Source organism: Segatella maculosa DSM 19339 = JCM 15638, from assembly GCF_000382385.1.
Taxonomy (GTDB): Bacteria; Bacteroidota; Bacteroidia; order Bacteroidales; family Bacteroidaceae; genus Prevotella; species Prevotella maculosa.
Genome location: NZ_KB908321.1, coordinates 216,278 through 234,542 on the forward strand (window position 1 = coordinate 216,278; position 18,265 = coordinate 234,542).

General features: G+C 50.2%; 15 protein-coding genes and 1 pseudogene. 8 read left to right on the plus strand and 8 right to left on the minus strand.

The window, feature by feature from the left end; genetic code table 11:
- Positions 1-284: 284 nt before the first annotated feature.
- The 7 genes from H164_RS15870 to proS all read right to left on the minus strand — a co-directional run bounded on the left by H164_RS15870 (position 285) and on the right by proS (position 7,695).
- On the minus strand, positions 285-2,138 hold the full coding sequence (locus H164_RS15870; protein WP_019967524.1) for a GH25 family lysozyme: 1,854 nt from the start codon (positions 2,136-2,138) through the stop codon (positions 285-287).
- 22 nt (positions 2,139-2,160) lie between these two features.
- Positions 2,161-2,772, minus strand: a complete 612-nt coding sequence (locus H164_RS0104565; RefSeq protein WP_025829993.1) for a LolA-like putative outer membrane lipoprotein chaperone — start codon at positions 2,770-2,772, stop codon at positions 2,161-2,163.
- A gap of 273 nt (positions 2,773-3,045) precedes the next feature.
- Positions 3,046-4,584: a ribonuclease Y gene (rny, locus tag H164_RS0104575; protein WP_008566444.1), complete on the minus strand. Its 1,539-nt coding sequence runs from the start codon at positions 4,582-4,584 to the stop codon at positions 3,046-3,048.
- On the minus strand, positions 4,584-4,931 hold the full coding sequence (locus H164_RS0104580) for a cell division protein ZapA (protein WP_008566445.1): 348 nt from the start codon (positions 4,929-4,931) through the stop codon (positions 4,584-4,586). Before H164_RS0104580 ends, rny begins: the two co-directional genes overlap by 1 nt.
- Positions 4,928-5,221 carry a hypothetical protein gene (locus tag H164_RS0104585; protein ID WP_019967527.1) on the minus strand — a complete coding sequence of 98 codons (294 nt, stop codon included), beginning with the start codon at positions 5,219-5,221 and terminating at the stop codon, positions 4,928-4,930. Before H164_RS0104585 ends, H164_RS0104580 begins: the two co-directional genes overlap by 4 nt.
- Positions 5,222-5,350: 129 nt before the next feature.
- The gene (locus tag H164_RS0104590) at positions 5,351-5,983 is read right to left on the minus strand and encodes a hypothetical protein (protein WP_019967528.1); all 633 of its coding nucleotides are present in this window, start codon (positions 5,981-5,983) and stop codon (positions 5,351-5,353) included.
- Positions 5,984-6,213: 230 nt separating this feature from the next.
- Positions 6,214-7,695 carry a proline--tRNA ligase gene (proS, locus tag H164_RS0104595; protein WP_019967529.1) on the minus strand — a complete coding sequence of 494 codons (1,482 nt, stop codon included), beginning with the start codon at positions 7,693-7,695 and terminating at the stop codon, positions 6,214-6,216.
- Positions 7,696-7,820: 125 nt separating this feature from the next.
- Between proS and H164_RS0104600 the strand changes: the two genes are divergently transcribed.
- The 3 genes from H164_RS0104600 (at position 7,821) to H164_RS0104610 (ending at position 11,587) form a co-directional block, all read left to right on the plus strand.
- The gene (locus tag H164_RS0104600; protein WP_008566450.1) at positions 7,821-8,498 is read left to right on the plus strand and encodes an OmpA family protein; all 678 of its coding nucleotides are present in this window, start codon (positions 7,821-7,823) and stop codon (positions 8,496-8,498) included.
- A 69-nt stretch (positions 8,499-8,567) separates the two neighbouring features.
- The gene (gene mtgA / locus H164_RS0104605) at positions 8,568-9,302 is read left to right on the plus strand and encodes a monofunctional biosynthetic peptidoglycan transglycosylase (RefSeq protein WP_019967530.1); all 735 of its coding nucleotides are present in this window, start codon (positions 8,568-8,570) and stop codon (positions 9,300-9,302) included.
- 8 nt (positions 9,303-9,310) lie between these two features.
- A complete protein-coding gene (locus H164_RS0104610; RefSeq protein WP_019967531.1) occupies positions 9,311-11,587 on the plus strand; it encodes an ATP-dependent helicase in 2,277 nt (758 codons plus the stop codon).
- 511 nt (positions 11,588-12,098) lie between these two features.
- Here the strand turns inward: H164_RS0104610 and H164_RS0104620 are convergent.
- Positions 12,099-12,926 carry a hypothetical protein gene (locus H164_RS0104620; protein ID WP_026356240.1) on the minus strand — a complete coding sequence of 276 codons (828 nt, stop codon included), beginning with the start codon at positions 12,924-12,926 and terminating at the stop codon, positions 12,099-12,101.
- A gap of 110 nt (positions 12,927-13,036) precedes the next feature.
- Here H164_RS0104620 and H164_RS0104625 point away from each other — a divergent pair, with 110 nt between their 5' ends.
- From H164_RS0104625 to H164_RS15440, 5 genes and pseudogenes are all read left to right on the plus strand, one after another.
- Entirely contained in the window at positions 13,037-14,308 is a 1,272-nt protein-coding gene (locus H164_RS0104625) for a replication-associated recombination protein A (protein ID WP_025829996.1), read from the plus strand.
- A 20-nt stretch (positions 14,309-14,328) separates the two neighbouring features.
- Positions 14,329-15,285 carry a D-2-hydroxyacid dehydrogenase gene (locus tag H164_RS0104630; RefSeq protein WP_019967535.1) on the plus strand — a complete coding sequence of 319 codons (957 nt, stop codon included), beginning with the start codon at positions 14,329-14,331 and terminating at the stop codon, positions 15,283-15,285.
- A 10-nt stretch (positions 15,286-15,295) separates the two neighbouring features.
- Positions 15,296-15,936, plus strand: a pseudogene (locus H164_RS14405) (trimeric intracellular cation channel family protein).
- A 331-nt stretch (positions 15,937-16,267) separates the two neighbouring features.
- Complete coding sequence (gene ilvD / locus H164_RS0104640) at positions 16,268-18,070, plus strand: dihydroxy-acid dehydratase (RefSeq protein ID WP_025829998.1); 1,803 nt, start codon at positions 16,268-16,270, stop codon at positions 18,068-18,070.
- Entirely contained in the window at positions 18,070-18,222 is a 153-nt protein-coding gene (locus tag H164_RS15440) for a hypothetical protein (protein WP_154652105.1), read from the plus strand. Before ilvD ends, H164_RS15440 begins: the two co-directional genes overlap by 1 nt.
- The last annotated feature ends 43 nt before the right edge of the window (positions 18,223-18,265 follow it).

Sequence of the window (18,265 nt, forward strand, 5' to 3'; positions counted from 1 at the left end):
ATCAGAAATCGCTGTATTCTGTTCAGAAACGCATGTTTCTGAATAGAAAACAGAGAGCCTCCCCCAGCCCCTCCAAAGGAGGGGTGCACGAATTGCACGTAAGCTAATCTGCTCCCGTTTCCGCTCCTCTCCTTTGGAGGGGCCGAGAGAGGCTCTCGTTTCTACTCCCCTCCTTTGGAGGGGCTGGGGGAGGTTCCGATTTTTTTGCAAAATACAGCGATTTCCGCCAAGAAATTGCGATTTATTGGCAGAAGAAGTTTGAGCGTATTGTTTTTTCGATTTATTTATTTGTCCGCGCAGAATTTCTGGAATTCGCTTTGGTATCCGTTGAAGACATTGATGTCGACGGGTCCGTGAATTCCTTTTACTCGGCCGTCGGGCGAGAGCTGCCAGAAAACGAGGCGGACGTCGGGCTTGTATTCGCCGTAGCGCGCTATCCAGATGCGGTAGCGGAGCTTAAGGTCGGGCGCTTGCGGCAGGTAGCGGTTGACGAAAGGCTGGTTGACGTAGAGAATTGGCTTTCGGCCGGTGGCGCGCTCCACAATATGCAGCCATGCCCTTACGGCATGGAACAGCGCGGCGGGACCGCCCATTCGTTTGATTTGCGCGTGGTGTGGTTCGACGTCCAACACGGGTGGGAAGTCGGCAGAGGCGACCGAAGCGTTGCGCAGGAAGTTGCGGGCCTGAAGGGCTGCGGGGGCTGTCGTGAAAAAGTGGTAGCTGCCCACTTTGAAGCCTGCGGCCTTGGCGGCGCGATAGTCTTTTTGATAATAAGGATTGAGCAGCCGTTTGCCCTCGGTGCATTTCAGGTAGATGAAGCTGACGGGATAGTCGACGTGACCCGTGACGCGCTTTTTGCTGATGGTTCCGAGGCTGGTGATGCGGAGTTTGCTCCAATCGATGGCGTAGTATTTGCGGCCTTTGACGTGTTGGTGCTTTGAAACGTCGATGCCGTAGATGCGGTCGCTGGTGTGCGTGATTCGCTCGCCGCGGAAGCGGTCGCTCTTCCATTCGCCGGCTTTCAGACGGTTGTCGGCGGTTATTCCCATGCCGAATCCGTCGCGCCGTCCGGCTGTCCAGTGGCCTTCGTAGTAGATGCCGTCTGATTGGTAGACGCCGTAGCCCTGCGGACGGTCGTTGCGGTCGAAAAATCCCGTGTATCGTCCGCCGAGGCTGTCGGTGCGGGTGCCGCTGACGAGCGTGTCGCAGTTCCACGTTCCGTTGTAAAGATTTCCTGCGGCGTCGCGCATGATTCCTTTTCCGTTCCGCTTTCCGTTCCGGATTTCTCCTCGGTAGAGGGTGGAGTTCCGCCTGATGACGCCGTGCGTGAGGCTGCCGCGGGCTGTTTTCTTGATTTTTTCCGTCATGGCTGATAGCGCGCCGGGCGTGTCTGTTGTCCAGGGCATGATGCTTATCGCTTCCACGCCGTCGGGCGTTTTTCCGTCGTTGGTGCGGAGGAGCAGTTTGTGGTGGGCGCCTCGCGCGACGATGCGACAGGCAGTTTGGGCTGTCTTTCCGTCGGGCGTATGATAAGTGGCCACGTATCGGTCTGCGCGTCTTATCGTGATGTTTGGGTTTTTGACCATTCGCTCGAGGAGGGCGATGTTCTTGGCCAACGTATCTTTGCGCAGAAAGGCGTTTGTGGTGTATTTTGCGACGATATCGTAGCCCTCGTCCTGCACGCCGTGCACGCGCAGGTAGTATTTCAGCTCGGTCAGCAGGTGGCGCAGTTTCGCGAGCTTCAGTTTTTCAGCTCGCAGCTGATTTGTGATTAAAATCGAGGGTGGAATGTCGGCAGCGGTCGGTGTGTGCTCGTCGGGCATGATGGCGATGATGCGGCCGCCGCACGAGGGGTAAATCCAGCTTCGGTTTACCCAGAAGCCGTCGGCGTGGCTGTCGCGCGAACGTATTTTCTGCGCATTCCATGTGAGTTCTTGCAGCAGGGAGTCTTTTCCGATGGCCGCGAAATAGAGTTGGTTTCCTCGCTCGTCGCCGATTTGGTAGTAACGGCAGAGGGTGATTTGCGTGTGTGCCCGAAGCGCGCGCTCGCCATCGTCGGGCCATATCCGATAGGTCAGCCACGCGGCCGCAAGCAGCGCGAGAATGGCTGCGGCCGCTATTGCTCTTCTTCGTTTCATGGTTGCAATTCGCTCGCCTCGGCTATCTTAAATCCACGATTTCGGCCTTCGGGAAGTCCTTGGCTCTGAAGCTGAAGATGGCGTCGCTCAGTCGCTCGGTTTTGAAGTGCGAAATGCTGATGGTGGTCCAGTTCTGCCCTTGTCGGATTTTTACTTTCGAGGGTGTGTGGTCCTTTCCGATGGTGACGAAAAGCTCCTGCAGACTGCGTTGCTTGTTTTGCGCCTGCATGTGGATCAGGTAGGCATTTCCTGCCCTTTTCATTCCCAGCGTATAGCCGGATTTGTATAGAGTTATGAACTTGTAGGGGTTCAGCTGCGCCAGTTTCGCTTCGTTCGGGGTGGTCACGCTGACTTCATTTGTGGATTTCATGTAGGTCCATTGCGTCTTCCCGTTGAACCATACCGTCGCTTGCGGCGTGCGCGCATAAAATTTGTTTCCCTTGATGGCGACGTATCCGTGCGTTGTTCCGATGCTTCCGCCGCCGCCACTGATGGTGAAGCTGGCGCTCGCTCCTTCGCGATGGCCAACGACAGCTGCGGTTTTGTCAAGAATTTCCTTTGCTTCTTTTGCATGTTGTGCCATGCCTTGGAGAGAAGCCAATACCATGAGTGAAAGGATGATGATTTTTCTCATTTTTCTTCGTTTTTTGTCAGCCAGTATCTCCTTCCGGAGAAAAGTTCATGCAGAAAGTCGCATGTATTTCGTTTCTGAAAAAAAGTTCATGCAGCCGGTCGTGTGTATTTCTTTCCTGAAGAAAAGTTCATGCAGAAAGCTGTATATATTTCTTTCCTGAAGAAAAGTCCATGCAGAAAGTCGGCCAATGAAAAGACATGGCGCGAAACTTCAAAATAAGCATGAAATCCATCGCCATGTCGTTGTCTGCACAAGTTTCTGTTCAGCCACGCTCTATTTGGCGTAAGCAATAGAGCGCGTCTCTCGGATTACGGTTATTTTTACCTGTCCGGGATAGGTCATTTCGTTTTGTATCTTCGTTGCGATCTCGTCGCTCAGCTTGATACTCTCGTCGTCGTTCATTTTGTCGGCGCCGACAATGACGCGAAGCTCGCGACCGGCCTGGATGGCGTAGGTCTTCGTCACGCCCGGATAACTCATGGCGATGGCCTCAAGATCGTTCAAACGTTTGATGTAAGCCTCGACGATTTCGCGGCGCGCTCCGGGACGAGCACCGGAAATGGCATCACATACCTGCACAATCGGAGCGAGCAACGTAGTCATCTCCTCTTCGTCGTGGTGCGCTGCAATCGCATTGCAGATATCAGGTTTCTCCTTATATTTCTCAGCAATCTTCGCGCCATACAAAGCGTGCGGCAGTTCATTTTCCTCATCCGGCACCTTGCCTATGTCATGGAGCAAGCCCGCGCGCTTGGCTTTCTTTGGGTTCAAGCCCAGTTCGCTGGCCATCACGGCACAAAGATTAGCGGTCTCGCGTGCATGCTGCAACAAATTCTGCCCGTAGCTTGAACGATATTTCATCTTGCCGATAATGCGTATGAGTTCCGGGTGTAGGCCATGAATTCCCAAGTCTATGGCCGTTCGCTTGCCGGTTTCAATCACTTCGTTGTCGATTTGTTTCTTCACTTTCGCAACGACCTCTTCTATTCGGGCCGGATGAATACGTCCATCGGCAACCAACTGATGGAGCGCCAAGCGACATATTTCCCGACGCACAGGATCAAAGGCACTGATGACAATTGCTTCGGGTGTATCATCAACGACAATCTCAACGCCGGTAGCTGCTTCTAAAGCACGGATGTTGCGACCTTCACGCCCAATGATTCGTCCTTTGACCTCATCGTTGTCAATATGGAACACACTCACTGAATTTTCGATGGCGGTCTCTGTTGCTACGCGCTGAATGGTCTGAATGACAATTTTCTTGGCCTGTTGATTGGCATTCAGTTTTGCGTCATCTATAATCTCATTTATATAGCTTGCGGCATCTAATTTTGCCTGATCCTTCAAGCTTTCTACCAGCCTGTTCTTTGCTTCTTCTGCACTTAAGCCAGAGAGTTCCTCGAGTTTGGTTTGTTCTTGCTTCTGCATCTTCTCCAATTCTTGCTGCTTGACGGAGAGCAGCTTTTTCTCATTCTCGATTCGTTGCAGACTTTGGTCTATTTCCATCTTGCGACGTCCCAAATCTTCCTGGCGTTGATTCAGTGAAATCTCACGTTGCTTAAGCCTATTCTCACTCTGATGAATCTTCAAATTGCACTGTTGGACTTCTTTCTCAAGTTCGCTTTTCTTATTCAGGAACTTTTCCTTGACTTCCAAAAGCTTCTTTTCCTTAATGACTTCGGCTTCTTTAGCTGCGGCCTCAACCATTTCTTTATATTTTCCTTTCGCTACATAGCGGAAGATAGCATATCCAATGGTAAATCCAACCACAAGTGCAACACATACTATTACAATTGTTATTACGTTCATTATATTGTATTTTTAATCATATTCTCGGTTTCCTGTTTCCCAAACGCTTCTTCTATTTCAGAAGTCAACTTACCGAGAATATTCTTATAAGGTTCGGTATCATTGCGAAAAGCCTCACGCTCGTATCGCAAGGCAATATCCATGAGTGCCATATACAGCAAATCCTTGCCGGTTTTGAGTCCTTTGAACTTATCGGCATACTTGTTCACTGTCATGGTTATAAGTTTTGCAGCGTCACGATACAATTTTTCTTCTTCACGAAATATTCTTAATTGAATATCTGTATCATATACCTGCAATCTTATTTTCAGCTTATTTTTATTCTCTTCAGTTATCGCTTCTGTCATTTTTCACTCAGCAGCGTTATACATTTATTGACGTCTCTGATTAAGCTCTGCAAACTCTTTTGTGCCTTCTCCACGTCGCCGTCGGTCACTTCAAGCATTCGGGCCATCTTGAGACTGTTGTAATCATTCTGCATCTGAGTCTGCTGGGCATTAAGCCTTTCTATTTGCGCCTCCCGTTCATTTACCATTGCGTAAAGTTCAGCGTTCCTTTTCACCAAGTCTTTGTATTGAAGGATCATTTGTCTTACGCGAGTGGAAAACAAGGTTAGAGCATCCTCAGTTGCATTCATAAATTAACAATTTGGCTACAAATTTAGCTTAATTAATCGGAATATCCAAATTTTACTTTAATATTTTCCTTCATCGGCATCAAGCCTCCAAACCAAGATAGTCAAGAAAAGTCAATCCGGCTTTTATCTTTACTTCTTGACGTCTTCGGTGCTCGCCGAACGAGGTTCTTTCTTGGCTAACATCACCACTTGATAGACGAAGTCTGTCATCCATTTCTGGCTGAAGCCCAAACGCTTGCTATACTGTCTGACGTTCATTACCGACTTGATTACGCTCGGATCGCTATAGTCGTTCTTCACAAATAAATTAGCAACTGTCTTCTCCGTCATCGAATAGAGTGCTTTTTTCATAAAGGAAGGAAGACGCAACTTGAACTTCATCAAGTTTCCCATGAGCATCATCAAGTCCTGAGAAAAGCCTTGAAACTGAACCATATAGGGCTGTACGTCTTGTATCTTTCGGCAATTCTTGCGGATACTTTGGTCTATTTCTTTGAAGAAATCATCGTTTATAGCATAGATTTCCTTCATGATTTTCCTGCAATGGTTCTTCTCTCCCAAGCCTAATTTGTTGTTCAATGTCGGCACATGCAGTGTTGCTTTGAACGTGCGCAGGTCGGGTAGCATGCCTAAATTATTGATTCCCAAATTAGCTGCAAGCGAAGCTTCAAAATAAACGCGTATCAATGTCATGAAATCTTCCATTCCACCGACTTTCACTTCTGTTGCTTTCTTTCCAAAAAGGTTTGAAAAAAATCCCATAAATATTGTTTACTAAATGTGTTAGTTCTTATTTTAAGTCTTTGCAAAGATACGACTTTCTGCCCAATAAACCTAATGAAGATGAATTTTTACAGTGGTCGCAAATTTATTTCAGCCATATTGCGTTTCAATCTCAGCCATTTTGCCGCGTAATATAGCTGAGATTGCGCGCTAATATGGCTGAGATTGCATTGCAAAACGGTTGAGATAAGAACACAGAATGACTGTTCCTAATAACTCCTTGCAATGATGACCCGATGCTTGGCCGGCTTTCCGGAAACCATGTCCACGCCTTCTGTCTGTTCATAGGCGAAAGGAACGCAACGTATGGTCGCCTGCGTGTCTTCTTTAATTCGGGCCTCTGTCTCTTCGGTTCCGTCCCAATGGCAGAGGAAGAAGCCGCCATCTTTCACGCGTTCCTTGAATTCTTCGTAGTCATCGCATTCGTAAATGTGAGCATCGCGATAGGTACGGGCCTTCTCAAAGAGATTGTTCTGAATGTCTTCCAGCAGGTTTTGCACGCGTTCCACGATGCCGTCGAAGCTGATGTTCTCCTTTTCCAAGGTGTCACGCCGCATGATTTCTATCGTATTGTTCTCCAAGTCGCGACCGCCCATCACGAGACGCACCGGTATGCCTTTCAGTTCGTAGTCGGCGAACTTGAAACCGGGGCGCTTGTTGTCCGAGTCGTCGTATTTAACGCTGATACCTAAGTCCTGAAGCTTATCGATGATGGGCTGCAACTTGTTGCTGATGGCCTTGAGTTGTTCTTCACCTTTATATATAGGAACAATGACTACCTGTATCGGGGCGAGCTTCGGTGGAAGCACAAGACCGTTGTCGTCGCTGTGAACCATGATGAGGGCACCCATCAATCGCGTGCTTACGCCCCATGAGGTTGCCCATACATATTCGGGTTTGTTCTCTTTATTGAGGAACGTCACGTCGAAACTCTTGGCAAAGTTCTGGCCAAGGAAGTGGCTTGTTCCGCTCTGCAAGGCCTTTCCGTCTTGCATCATGGCCTCGATAGTGTAGGTGTCGAGTGCGCCGGCAAAGCGTTCAGTCTCGCTCTTCACGCCTTGTAACACGGGCACGGCCATCCATTTCTCGGCAAAGTTGGCATAAACCTTGAGCATCTTCTTGGCTTCTTGCTCCGCCTCTTCACGCGTGGCATGGGCGGTGTGGCCCTCTTGCCAGAGGAACTCCGATGTGCGCAGGAACGGACGTGTGCGCATTTCCCAGCGCATTACGTTGCACCACTGGTTACACATAATAGGGAGGTCTCGCCATGAATGTATCCATCCCTTGTAAGTATTCCAAATAATAGTTTCGGATGTGGGGCGGATGATGAGCTCTTCGTCGAGTTTTGCAGCCGGATCTACAACAACATTGTTCCCGTCTTCGCCCGATTTAAGACGATAGTGGGTCACAACGGCGCATTCCTTGGCAAAGCCTTTCACGTGTTCGGCCTCTCGGCTGAGGAAGCTCTTGGGTATCAATAGTGGAAAATAGGCGTTTTGCGCACCGGTTTTCTTGAATTCCTTGTCAAGTTGTTGCTGCATCTTCTCCCAAATGGCATAGCCGTATGGCTTGATAACCATGCAGCCTCGCACGGGAGATTGCTCTGCTAAGTCGGTTTTCACGACCAAATCATTATACCATTGGCTGTAATTGTCAGCCCGTTTGGTAAGTTCTTTCAGTTCTTTTGCCATTGCCTTGTATGTAAATATAGTGTAAATTTGCATGCAAAAGTACAAAAAATAGTTGGTATTTGGCATATATTGTTGGAAAAACAATTATCTTTGCACGACATAATAATTAAAAAAAAGAGAGTATTATGAAGAATTTGAAAATGGTAACCGTGGGACTTTGCTTCCTTTCGGTATGTGGTTGTGCAACAAAACAGGGTACAGGAGCTTTGATCGGTGCCGGTGGCGGTAGCGTTTTGGGAGCCATCGTTGGAAAGATTGCTGGTAATGCTGCCGTCGGTGCAGCCATAGGCGGTGCCGTTGGTGCTGGAACTGGAGCCATCATCGGCCGTCATATGGACAAGGTGGCTGCTGAGGCTGCCCGGGTAAAGAATGCCAAAGTTGAAGAGGTGACAGACGCCAACGGTTTGAAGGCCGTGAAAGTGACGTTCGATAGTGGCATTTTGTTTGCAACCAATCAGTCGACGCTGACGGCATCATCTAAGAGCGATCTCGCTAAGTTTTCTACCGTATTGAAGAACAACGCTGACTGCCATGTCGATATTTATGGTCATACCGACTCAACGGGTAACGATGGAATTAACTTGCCTTTGAGTAATAGTCGCGCACAGAGTGTGGTTAACTATCTGAAGAATTGTGGTGTTTCCAATGCACAGTTCCAAAACGTTGTAGGAAAGGGAAGCTCGCAACCTGTTGCCGATAATTCAACGGCCGCAGGTCGTAAGCAGAACCGTCGTGTGGAGGTTTACTTGTATGCTTCTCAAGCGATGGTGAATGCAGCCAAGAACGGAACGCTTTCCGAATAATTAAGATTACTAACGACTAAATTGATGGGAGCACACTACAACAAATGGTGTGCCCCCTTTTTTGCATCAATGAAAACCTTTGTCTGGAAAGCTGTAAGGTGGGGTTTTGCCTTGTTCTTTGCGTCTTCAGTGTTTGCGGTTGTCGTGCTTCGCTTCGTCCCGGTGTATTTCACGCCACTTATGTTCATTCGTTGTTTCCAGCAAGTAGGCGAGGGGGAGGGCATGACATTGCACCATCATTGGACACCCTTGGACGAAATCTCTCCGCATCTTCCCGTTGCTGTGATGGCGAGTGAGGACCAGCGTTTCCTTTTGCATCATGGGTTTGATTATGATGCGATTGAAAAAGCGGCCAGACGGAACATGAAAGGTGGTAAGCGCAAGTTTGGTGCAAGTACTATCAGCCAACAGACGGCAAAGAATGTTTTCCTATGGCCCGGACGCTCATGGCTAAGAAAGGGGTTCGAGGTCTATTTTACGGCCTTGATAGAACTTCTATGGAGCAAACAACGCATCATGGAAGTGTATTTGAATTCGATAGAGATGGGCGACGGCATATACGGAGCGGATGCAGTTGCTGAATACAATTTCGGGAAGAAGGCGATAGACTTGTCTCGGTCTGACTGTGCAACGATTGCAGCAACCTTGCCTAATCCCCGCGAGTTCAGCAGTAAGCGGCCGGGACCTTATGTTAGAAAACGAAGGGAACAGATACTTTCTAATATGCGTTTTATGCCAAGTTTCCCGAAAGAAGGAGAGGATTATAATCCCCATACAGCTTCCGGTGGTGTTTATGCGCGTTAATTATAGTGATGGATTTTGAATTAAACGAAGGACAGAGGGCCGCCGTCGAATATTGTGACGGCCCGCAGTTGGTTATTGCCGGCGCAGGATCGGGCAAGACGCGCGTGCTGACCTACAAGATTGCTTATCTGATTGATGAAAAGCAATACGAACCATGGAGCATCTTGGCGTTGACCTTTACCAATAAGGCGGCAACCGAGATGCGCACACGCATTGCCAAGGTCGTGGGGCAGGACCGCACTCGCTATCTGTATATGGGAACCTTTCATAGCATTTTCTCTCGTATCCTGCGTGTCGAAGCAGAAAAAATCGGCTATACTTCCAAGTTTACGATTTATGATGAGGCCGACAGCCGTTCCCTATTGAAGAGTATCATCAAGGAGATGGGGCTGGACGACAAGGTTTACAAGCCGGCCGGCGTGCATGCCAAAATCAGTATGGCCAAGAACCATCTGATTTTTCCGGAGATGTATGCCAACGACCATGAAGCCTTGCAGCGAGATGCAAGGAGCAGGCAGCCGGAAATCCACAAGATATATCAGGTCTATCAGCAGCGTTGCCAAAAAGCCAATGCCATGGATTTTGACGATTTGCTGGTGCTTACATGGCGATTGTTTAAGGAGAACGATGATATCCGAAAGAAATATGCCGAGCGTTTCAGGTATATCTTGGTCGATGAGTATCAGGACACGAACTACGTGCAGCAATGCATCGTGCTCCAATTGACGATGGAACAACGGCATGTCTGTGTCGTTGGCGATGATGCCCAAAGCATCTATGGCTTCCGCGGGGCGAACATTGATAACATTCTTGAGTTTCAAAAGATTTATCCAGAGAGCAGACTCTTCAAGCTGGAGCAGAACTACCGTTCGACGCAGCGCATTGTTCAGGCGGCCAACAGTCTGATACGGCACAACGCGCGTCAGATACCCAAAGATGTCTTCAGCCACAACGACGAGGGAGACAAGCTGATTTACAAACCGGTGTACAGCGACAAGGAAGAAGCCGTCGTGGTTTGCCGGCAAATCAAGCATCTACGGCAAAAGGAGAATGGCGGATACAGCGACTTTGCCATATTATACCGCACCAATTCTCAGAGTCGGAGCTTTGAGGAAGAGATGCTCAGGCAGAACATTCCATATCGTATTTTCGGCGGAATGAGCTTCTATCAGCGCAAGGAAATCAAAGACATCTTGGCTTACTTCCGCATGGTGGCCAATCCCGACGACGAAGAGGCCGTCAAGCGCATCATCAACTATCCTGCACGGGGCATTGGCAACACCACCATAGCCAAAATAGCCGCATGCGCACAGCTGCAAGGCGTGAGTTTTTGGAGCGTCATCAATTCTCCCGTGAAATATGGGCTGGACGTGAATAACGGCGTCATCGGCAAGTTGCGTTCGTTCGCGGAGCTCATCTCGTCGTTCATCGGCAGAATGCCAACGACAGACGCCTATGAATTGGGCAAGGCCATCATCAAAGAAAGCAAAATCAGTGCAGACATTTTCACTTCTACAGACCCCGACGCACTGTCACGGCAAGAAAACATTGAAGAACTGCTGAGCAGTTTGCAGGCATTTGTCGAGGAAAGAAGAGAAACGGGGCGAGATGAATTTACGGGCTTGCCGGATTTCCTGCAAGAAGTTTCCCTGCTCACCGACGTGGAGAGCGGCGACAGCAACGACGGCAACAAGGTCAGCCTGATGACCATTCATGCGGCAAAAGGTTTGGAATTCCCGACGGTCTTCATCGTCGGAATGGAAGAAAACATTTTCCCCAACGCCATGTGCTTGGACAATCCGCGCGAGCTGGAAGAGGAACGCCGGCTCTTTTACGTTGCCATCACGCGTGCCGAAAGGCATTGCATCCTGACAAGTGCGAAGAACAGATGGCGCTTTGGAAAGCTGGAATTCGGAAATCCAAGTCGTTTCCTTTATGAAATCGACCCGCGCTTCATGCAAATGGATGGCGACAGCCCCGCGACAGAAAGGCCGTTCGTGCGTTCTGCATTCAAACTGGAAGAACAATCTCCCGCCATTCAAACCGCTCATTTGCGACCGATAAAGGTAAGGCAAATTTCTTCGCCCGTTAGCCCTGCGGCCCCCGTGACATCTGCTCCCGACGGACTTCGCGTGGGCAGCGTCATCGAGCATCAACGTTTCGGCATCGGAACCGTCGCCAATCTTGAGGGAACCGGCGAGAACATGAAAGCCACCGTGTCGTTCAAGAACACCGGTCAGAAGATATTGCTGCTGAAGTTTGCCCGATACACAATCATAGGGTAGGGCTTTCTTTTCCATCCCTTTTCGCCTTGCGGTTTTTCCGCTTCTGCATGCTGAAAAATTTTCTCCCGCATGCCGTGAAATTTCTTCCCGTATATAAATTTATTTTCTCCCGCAAAGAAATTTATTTTCATACGGGAGAAAATTTATTTCTTCCCGCAAGAAAATTTTCTTCCTCCCGCATGCTGAAAAACTTCCTACCGTATGCCATAAAATTTTCATACGCATGAAACTCCATTTTCATCCGTATGAAACTACAGTTCCAACCGTATGAAACTTTATTTTCATCCGTATGAAAATATTTTTTCTCCCGCATGCCGTGAAATTTTCTACCGCAAAGAAATTTATTTCCATACGGGAGAAAATTTATTTCTTCCCGCAAGGAAATTCAGGGCCGTGCGGAAGTCCGAAAATAGGGGAGCTTTAACCGTTTCAGATTGACTTGGTCGATTATAAACAAAAAAAGTATGCCCGTGCAAGGCATACTTTATAGTGTCATTTCAAACATGTAAATTTAATATTCCTCTTCGTCGCCCATCTCCGAGGCCTCCAATTCGAGCGTCTCTGGGTCTTCATCATAGGTGGTGCGATAGCTTTCTTCTGTCAGTTTGTCCTCGTCGAAGGTGTCGTCGTCGTCATCTTCGTCGGGCTCATTGTAATGGTCCTCCACGACAACGTCTTCTTCCTCTTCTTCCTCCGTGCTGTCTTGGGGCGTCTCTTCCTTTTCAGGCACTTCTTTGGGTTCGAACTTCGCCTTCGGACTCTCTTCTGTCTTGGGCTTTTCTTTTGCAAAGATGGCCTCGACCCACGTTCCTTTGGCTATTTCGAGCACCTCGTAGCCGTCGTGCACTTTCTTCTCGTACATGCCGCCCGGCTTGTGAAGACGGTCTTTCGGCAGGGTGGTGGTGCTGATGTCGAAACCCCGCTCGATGATGTCTTGTACGCTTTGCGACAGACTCTCCCAGCCGCCGCCGAAGTTCCGCTCGATGACCTCAAGCAGTTTGGCCGCCGAAATGTGGCGTATGTTCTCGTAGGTGAGGTCGGTGACGCGCAGAATGGGCCGCTTCTTGATGGCCCATTTGACTTTTGCGTTGTCGTCTATCTTGACAAGCCCTACTTTGAAGCCGCGTGCTTCATATTTGGAGACGACTTCGGGACGGTCGACTTTGATTTCCTCGATATCGAACGCGCTTCTGATAATGTCGGCATAATGGCGCACATTATCTTTCAAATCGGATTCCTTCTCGGCAGCCTCCCATATCCGAAAGACATCGTTTTCTTGAATGTCCCAGACATTGCTCTTGTTGAGCGTCTTCAGCGTTAATGCTTTTTGTTGTCTCATATCCATTGTTTTCTTTGCTGCAAAAGTATATACTTTGCATCATATCCACAAACTTTTAGCATAGATTTTTTTGCCATATCATGCGAAATCTTTATTTTTGCATGTAAGTTATGAGCGAACCTTTAGCTGAAAGAATGCGTCCTCGCACGCTCGATGAATATGTTGGTCAGCAACATCTTGTCGGAGCGGGTGGAGTCCTGCGTAAGATGATAGACGCAGGGCGCATTTCTTCCTTTATCCTGTGGGGACCACCGGGAGTGGGGAAAACGACTCTGGCACAAATTATCGCCAACAAACTGCAGACACCTTTCTATACGTTGAGTGCAGTGACAAGCGGTGTGAAAGACGTGCGCGAAGTGATTGAAAAGGCAAAGGGCAATCGTTTCTTCAATAGTGCTTCTCCGATACTTTTCATAGATGAGATTCATCGTTTCAGCAAGTCGCAACAGGACTCTCTGTTGGGAGCCGTTGAGCGTGGCATCGTCACGTTGATAGGAGCAACGACCGAAAATCCTTCCTTTGAGGTTATTCGGCCATTGCTTTCCCGTTGCCAGCTTTATGTATTGAAATCCCTTGAAAAGGAGGATTTGCTTCGGCTCGTCAACAGGGCAATCTCTACAGATGTGGAACTGAAGAAAAAGCATATCGAACTGAAAGAGAGTGGGGCGCTTTTGCGATATAGCGGGGGCGATGCCCGAAAGCTGCTGAACATTCTTGATTTGGTGGTCGAAGCAGCCGGCGACGACGTCGTTATCACAGACGAACTTGTCGAAAGCCGCTTGCAAACCAATCCTTTAGCCTATGATAAAGACGGAGAGATGCACTATGACATCATTTCGGCCTTCATCAAAAGCATTCGCGGCAGCGACCCCGACGCCGCACTCTATTGGCTGGCAAGGATGATAGCGGGAGGAGAAGACCCGCAGTTCATCGCCCGGCGTCTTGTCATCAGTGCCGCCGAAGACGTGGGCTTGGCCAATCCGAATGCGCTGTTGCTGGCCAATGCAGCCTTTGATGCCGTGATGAAGGTAGGGTGGCCTGAGGGAAGGATACCCTTGGCGGAAGCCACGGTTTATTTAGCAACCTGCCCCAAAAGCAACTCGGCTTATCTGGGCGTAGATGCCGCGTTGGCTAAGGTGCGCGAGACGGGCAACCTATCTGTTCCGCTTCCATTGCGGAATGCGCCAACCAAGCTGATGGCCGAGCTGGGCTATCACGACGGCTACAAATATCCTCACGACTATCCCGGTCATTTCACGGCGCAGCAATACCTGCCCGACGAGTTGAAAGACGCTCGCTTCTGGTTCGGTCAGCACAGCGCTGCCGAGGAGAAGCTGAACAAGCAGATGAAAGACTGCTGGGGAGACAGATTCAAGGAATAAACCTTTGACGTATCGAAAATATGAAGATCGTAGAATTAGACGGATATGCAGCAAATCCCGGCGATTTAAGTTGGGACGCATTGAGAGAACTGGGGGATTTCGAACTTTATGACCGTTCGGCCCCGGAAGAAGTGGTTGAAAGGGCCAAAGACGCAGACATTATTCTCGTCAACAAGGTGAATATCACGAAAGAAGTGATGGACCGGCTACCGAAGTTGAAATACATCGGCATCTTGGCTACGGGATACAATGTCGTCGACATTGTTGCTGCCAAGGCGCACGGCATCGTTGTCTCGAATGTTCCGGCATACAGTACCGACAGTGTGGCGCAGACGACCTTTGCCCACATACTGAACATGACGAACCGCATCGCGCACTATGCCCGGCTCAATCGCGAGGGAAAGTGGAGTAGGAGCGCCGATTTCTGTTATTGGGACACGCCGCTTCCTGAACTCAGCGGAAAGACACTGGGCATCGTGGGCTTGGGAAACATCGGCTGCAAGGTGGCGCGCATCGCACTTGACTTCGGCATGGACGTCTTTGCCTACACCAGCAAGAACGCCGCCGATTTGCAGGAAGGGATACAAAAGACGACACTTGACGGACTGTTTGCCATCAGCGACGTGCTTACCCTGCATTGCCCACTGACGCCCGACACGCGAGAACTGATCAACAAAGCATCGCTGAAGAAGATGAAACGGGGGGCCTTGCTGGTCAACACCGGGCGCGGCCCTTTGGTGAACGAAGCTGACGTTGCCGAGGCATTGAAGTCGGGCAAGCTGGGCGGCTACGGTGCAGACGTCATGTGCAGCGAACCGCCAAGTGCCGACAATCCGCTCTTCAAGCAGCCGAACGCTTTCATCACCCCGCATATTGCATGGGCGACGAAAGAAGCGCGCGCTCGCTTGCTTGCCACTTGCATAGAAAACATCAAGGCATTCATCGACGGTCACCCGCAGAATGTCGTGAACGCATAAAAGGAAGACGATGATTAATTCCAATCCAGAAGTTGCCCACACCGTCCAGCAGTTGATCGAATTCATCGGTACCTTTGCTTTTGCTATATCCGGCATACGCATGGCCGCAGCCAAGCATTTTGACTGGTTCGGCGGCTTTGTCTGTGGTTTCGCGGTTGCAATAGGTGGCGGAACGATTCGCGACGTGATGCTCGGCGCCACTCCTTTTTGGATGACCTCAAGCATCTATGTCGTCTGCACAGTCTTCGCCCTGCTGGTTGTCATTCTGTTTGCAAAGTCGCTCAACCGCATGGAGAACGCATGGCTTGTGTTCGATACCTTCGGACTGGCCCTCTTCACGATAGCCGGCCTGCAGAAGACATTGTTGTATGAACATTCCTTTTGGGTGGCTATCATCATGGGGTGCATCCGGGAGCGGCCGGTGGCATTATCCGCGATGTACTCCTGAACCAAGAGCCTGTCATCTTCCGGAAAGACATCTATGCCATGGCCAGCGTGGCAGGCGGGCTGGTTTATTGGCTTCTCACGCTGGCGGGGCTGAACGTCGGTCTGTCGTCCATCACCACATTCCTTGTCATTTGCCTCATTCGCTTCCTTGCCGTGAGGTATCATATCTCTCTCCCCATTCTCAGAGACGAAAAGAGGAACTAAACCGTACTTCCTATTGGGAATACAATCGTCTTCCCATTGGGAATACAATCGTACCTCCATTGGAAGTACAATCGTACCTCCATTGGAAGTACAACCCGACCTCCATTGGGAGTGCAATCGTACTTCCACTGGAGGTACAATCACGATGCACAGATTATAATATGACATTATATAGCCTGTTTATGTGATAGTTTTAACGAGATTATGAAACATTTCGTAATAAAATGTTCGGAGATTGCGCTTTTTTCATTACCTTTGCATCATTGTAGGGCGACAAGGCGTTCTTTGTCGCTCCGTTGAGTTGAAGAGAAGAAGTAAACAGAAGAAATTTATGAAGCATCAGTTAAGAAGTTCTGTTTGCACGGAAGGCCGAAGAATGGCAGGTGCAAGGGCACTTTGGGTGGCAGCAGGCATGAAACGCGAGCAGTTTGGCAAACCCATCATCGCTATCGTGAACAGCTTTACGCAGTTTGTGCCCGGGCATACGCACCTACATGAAATCGGACAGATCGTAAAGCAAGAGATAGAGCAAGCAGGCTGCTATGCCGCAGAGTTCAATACGATAGCCGTCGACGACGGCATTGCGATGGGACACGACGGCATGCTCTATTCGCTTCCCTCGCGCGATATCATTGCCGACTCGGTAGAATACATGGTGAATGCCCACAAGGCCGACGCGATGATTTGCATATCCAACTGCGACAAGGTGACGCCGGGCATGCTCATGGCTTCGATGCGCTTGAACATTCCGACCGTGTTCTGCTCGGGAGGACCGATGGAGGCGGGAAGATGGCGCGGCGAGAATGCCGACCTTGTCACGGCCATGGTCAAAGGTGCCGATGCTTCTGTCAGCGACGAGGAGATGGCAGAGATTGAAAGCCGTGCCTGTCCGGGCTGCGGTAGCTGTTCGGGCATGTTCACGGCCAACTCGATGAACTCGCTCGCCGAAGCCATCGGCCTTGCACTGCCGGGCAACGGAACGATATTGGCTACCCATAAGAACCGCATTCAGCTGTTCAAAGATGCGGCCCGACAAATCGTCAGGAATGCCCGTGCCTATTATGAAGACGGAGACGAGAGCGTGCTCCCACGAAGCATTGCCACGCGCGAGGCCTTCCTCAATGCCATGACCTTGGACATTGCCATGGGCGGAAGCACGAACACGGTGCTCCACTTGTTGGCCATAGCACAGGAAGCAGGGGTTGATTTCAAGATGAGCGACATCGACCGATTGAGTCGGCGTGTGCCGTGCCTCTGTATGCTTGCGCCCAATACGCAGAAATATAGCGTGCAGGAATGCAACCGTGCGGGTGGGATACTCGGCATCATGGACGAGCTGGACAAAGGCGGATTGATTGAAGGCAAGACGAAACGTGTGGACGGGCTGACGCTTGCCGAAGCGATGGAGAAATACAGGATAACGGTTGACCATCCCGATGCCGAGGCCGACCGTATTTATCACAGTGCGCCCGGCCGCCGCTTCTCCACGCAGATGGGGAGCCAAGACGCGCAGTGGGAGCAGCTCGACACCGACCGCGAGAAAGGTTGCATCAGAAGCCTTGAACATGCTTATACAAAAGACGGCGGGCTTGGTGTGCTCTTCGGAAACATCGCACAAGACGGCTGCGTGGTCAAGACGGCCGGCGTAGATCCGTCGTTGTGGAAGTTTTGCGGTCCGGCCGTGGTGTTCGACAGTCAGGAAGCGGCCTGCGAGGGCATCTTGAACGGCAGCGTAAAAAAGGGCGATTGCGTCGTCATTACACACGAAGGTCCGAAAGGTGGGCCGGGCATGCAGGAGATGCTTTATCCCACGTCGTATATAAAAAGCATGCACATGGGCAAGGAGTGCGCTCTGATTACCGACGGACGCTTTTCGGGCGGAACGTCGGGGCTGAGCATCGGGCACATCTCTCCCGAAGCTGCCGCGGGCGGCAATATCGGGAAGATAAAAGACGGTGACATCATCGAGATAGACATTCCGAACCGCAGCATCAACGTGAGGCTCTCTGACGAGGAACTTGCCGCCCGAACGCCGCGGCCTTTGGAGCGCAAGCGTGTGGTGAGCAAGGCCCTGCGTGCCTATGCACAGCATGTCAGTTCGGCAGACAAGGGGGGCGTGAGACTGATAGATTGATGCCCTGCTGCAGGGTGCAATCCTACCCAGCGGTGAAGTGCGACCGTACCCAGCTGCTGGGTATGACGCTACCCAGCAGCTGGGTGCAACCCGACCCAGCAGTAGGGTACACCGCTATCCAGCAGTTGGGTATGGCGGCACCCTGCGAATAGGTATAAAATAAGGTGTAACAGGGGTAAGACTCTATATATTTAA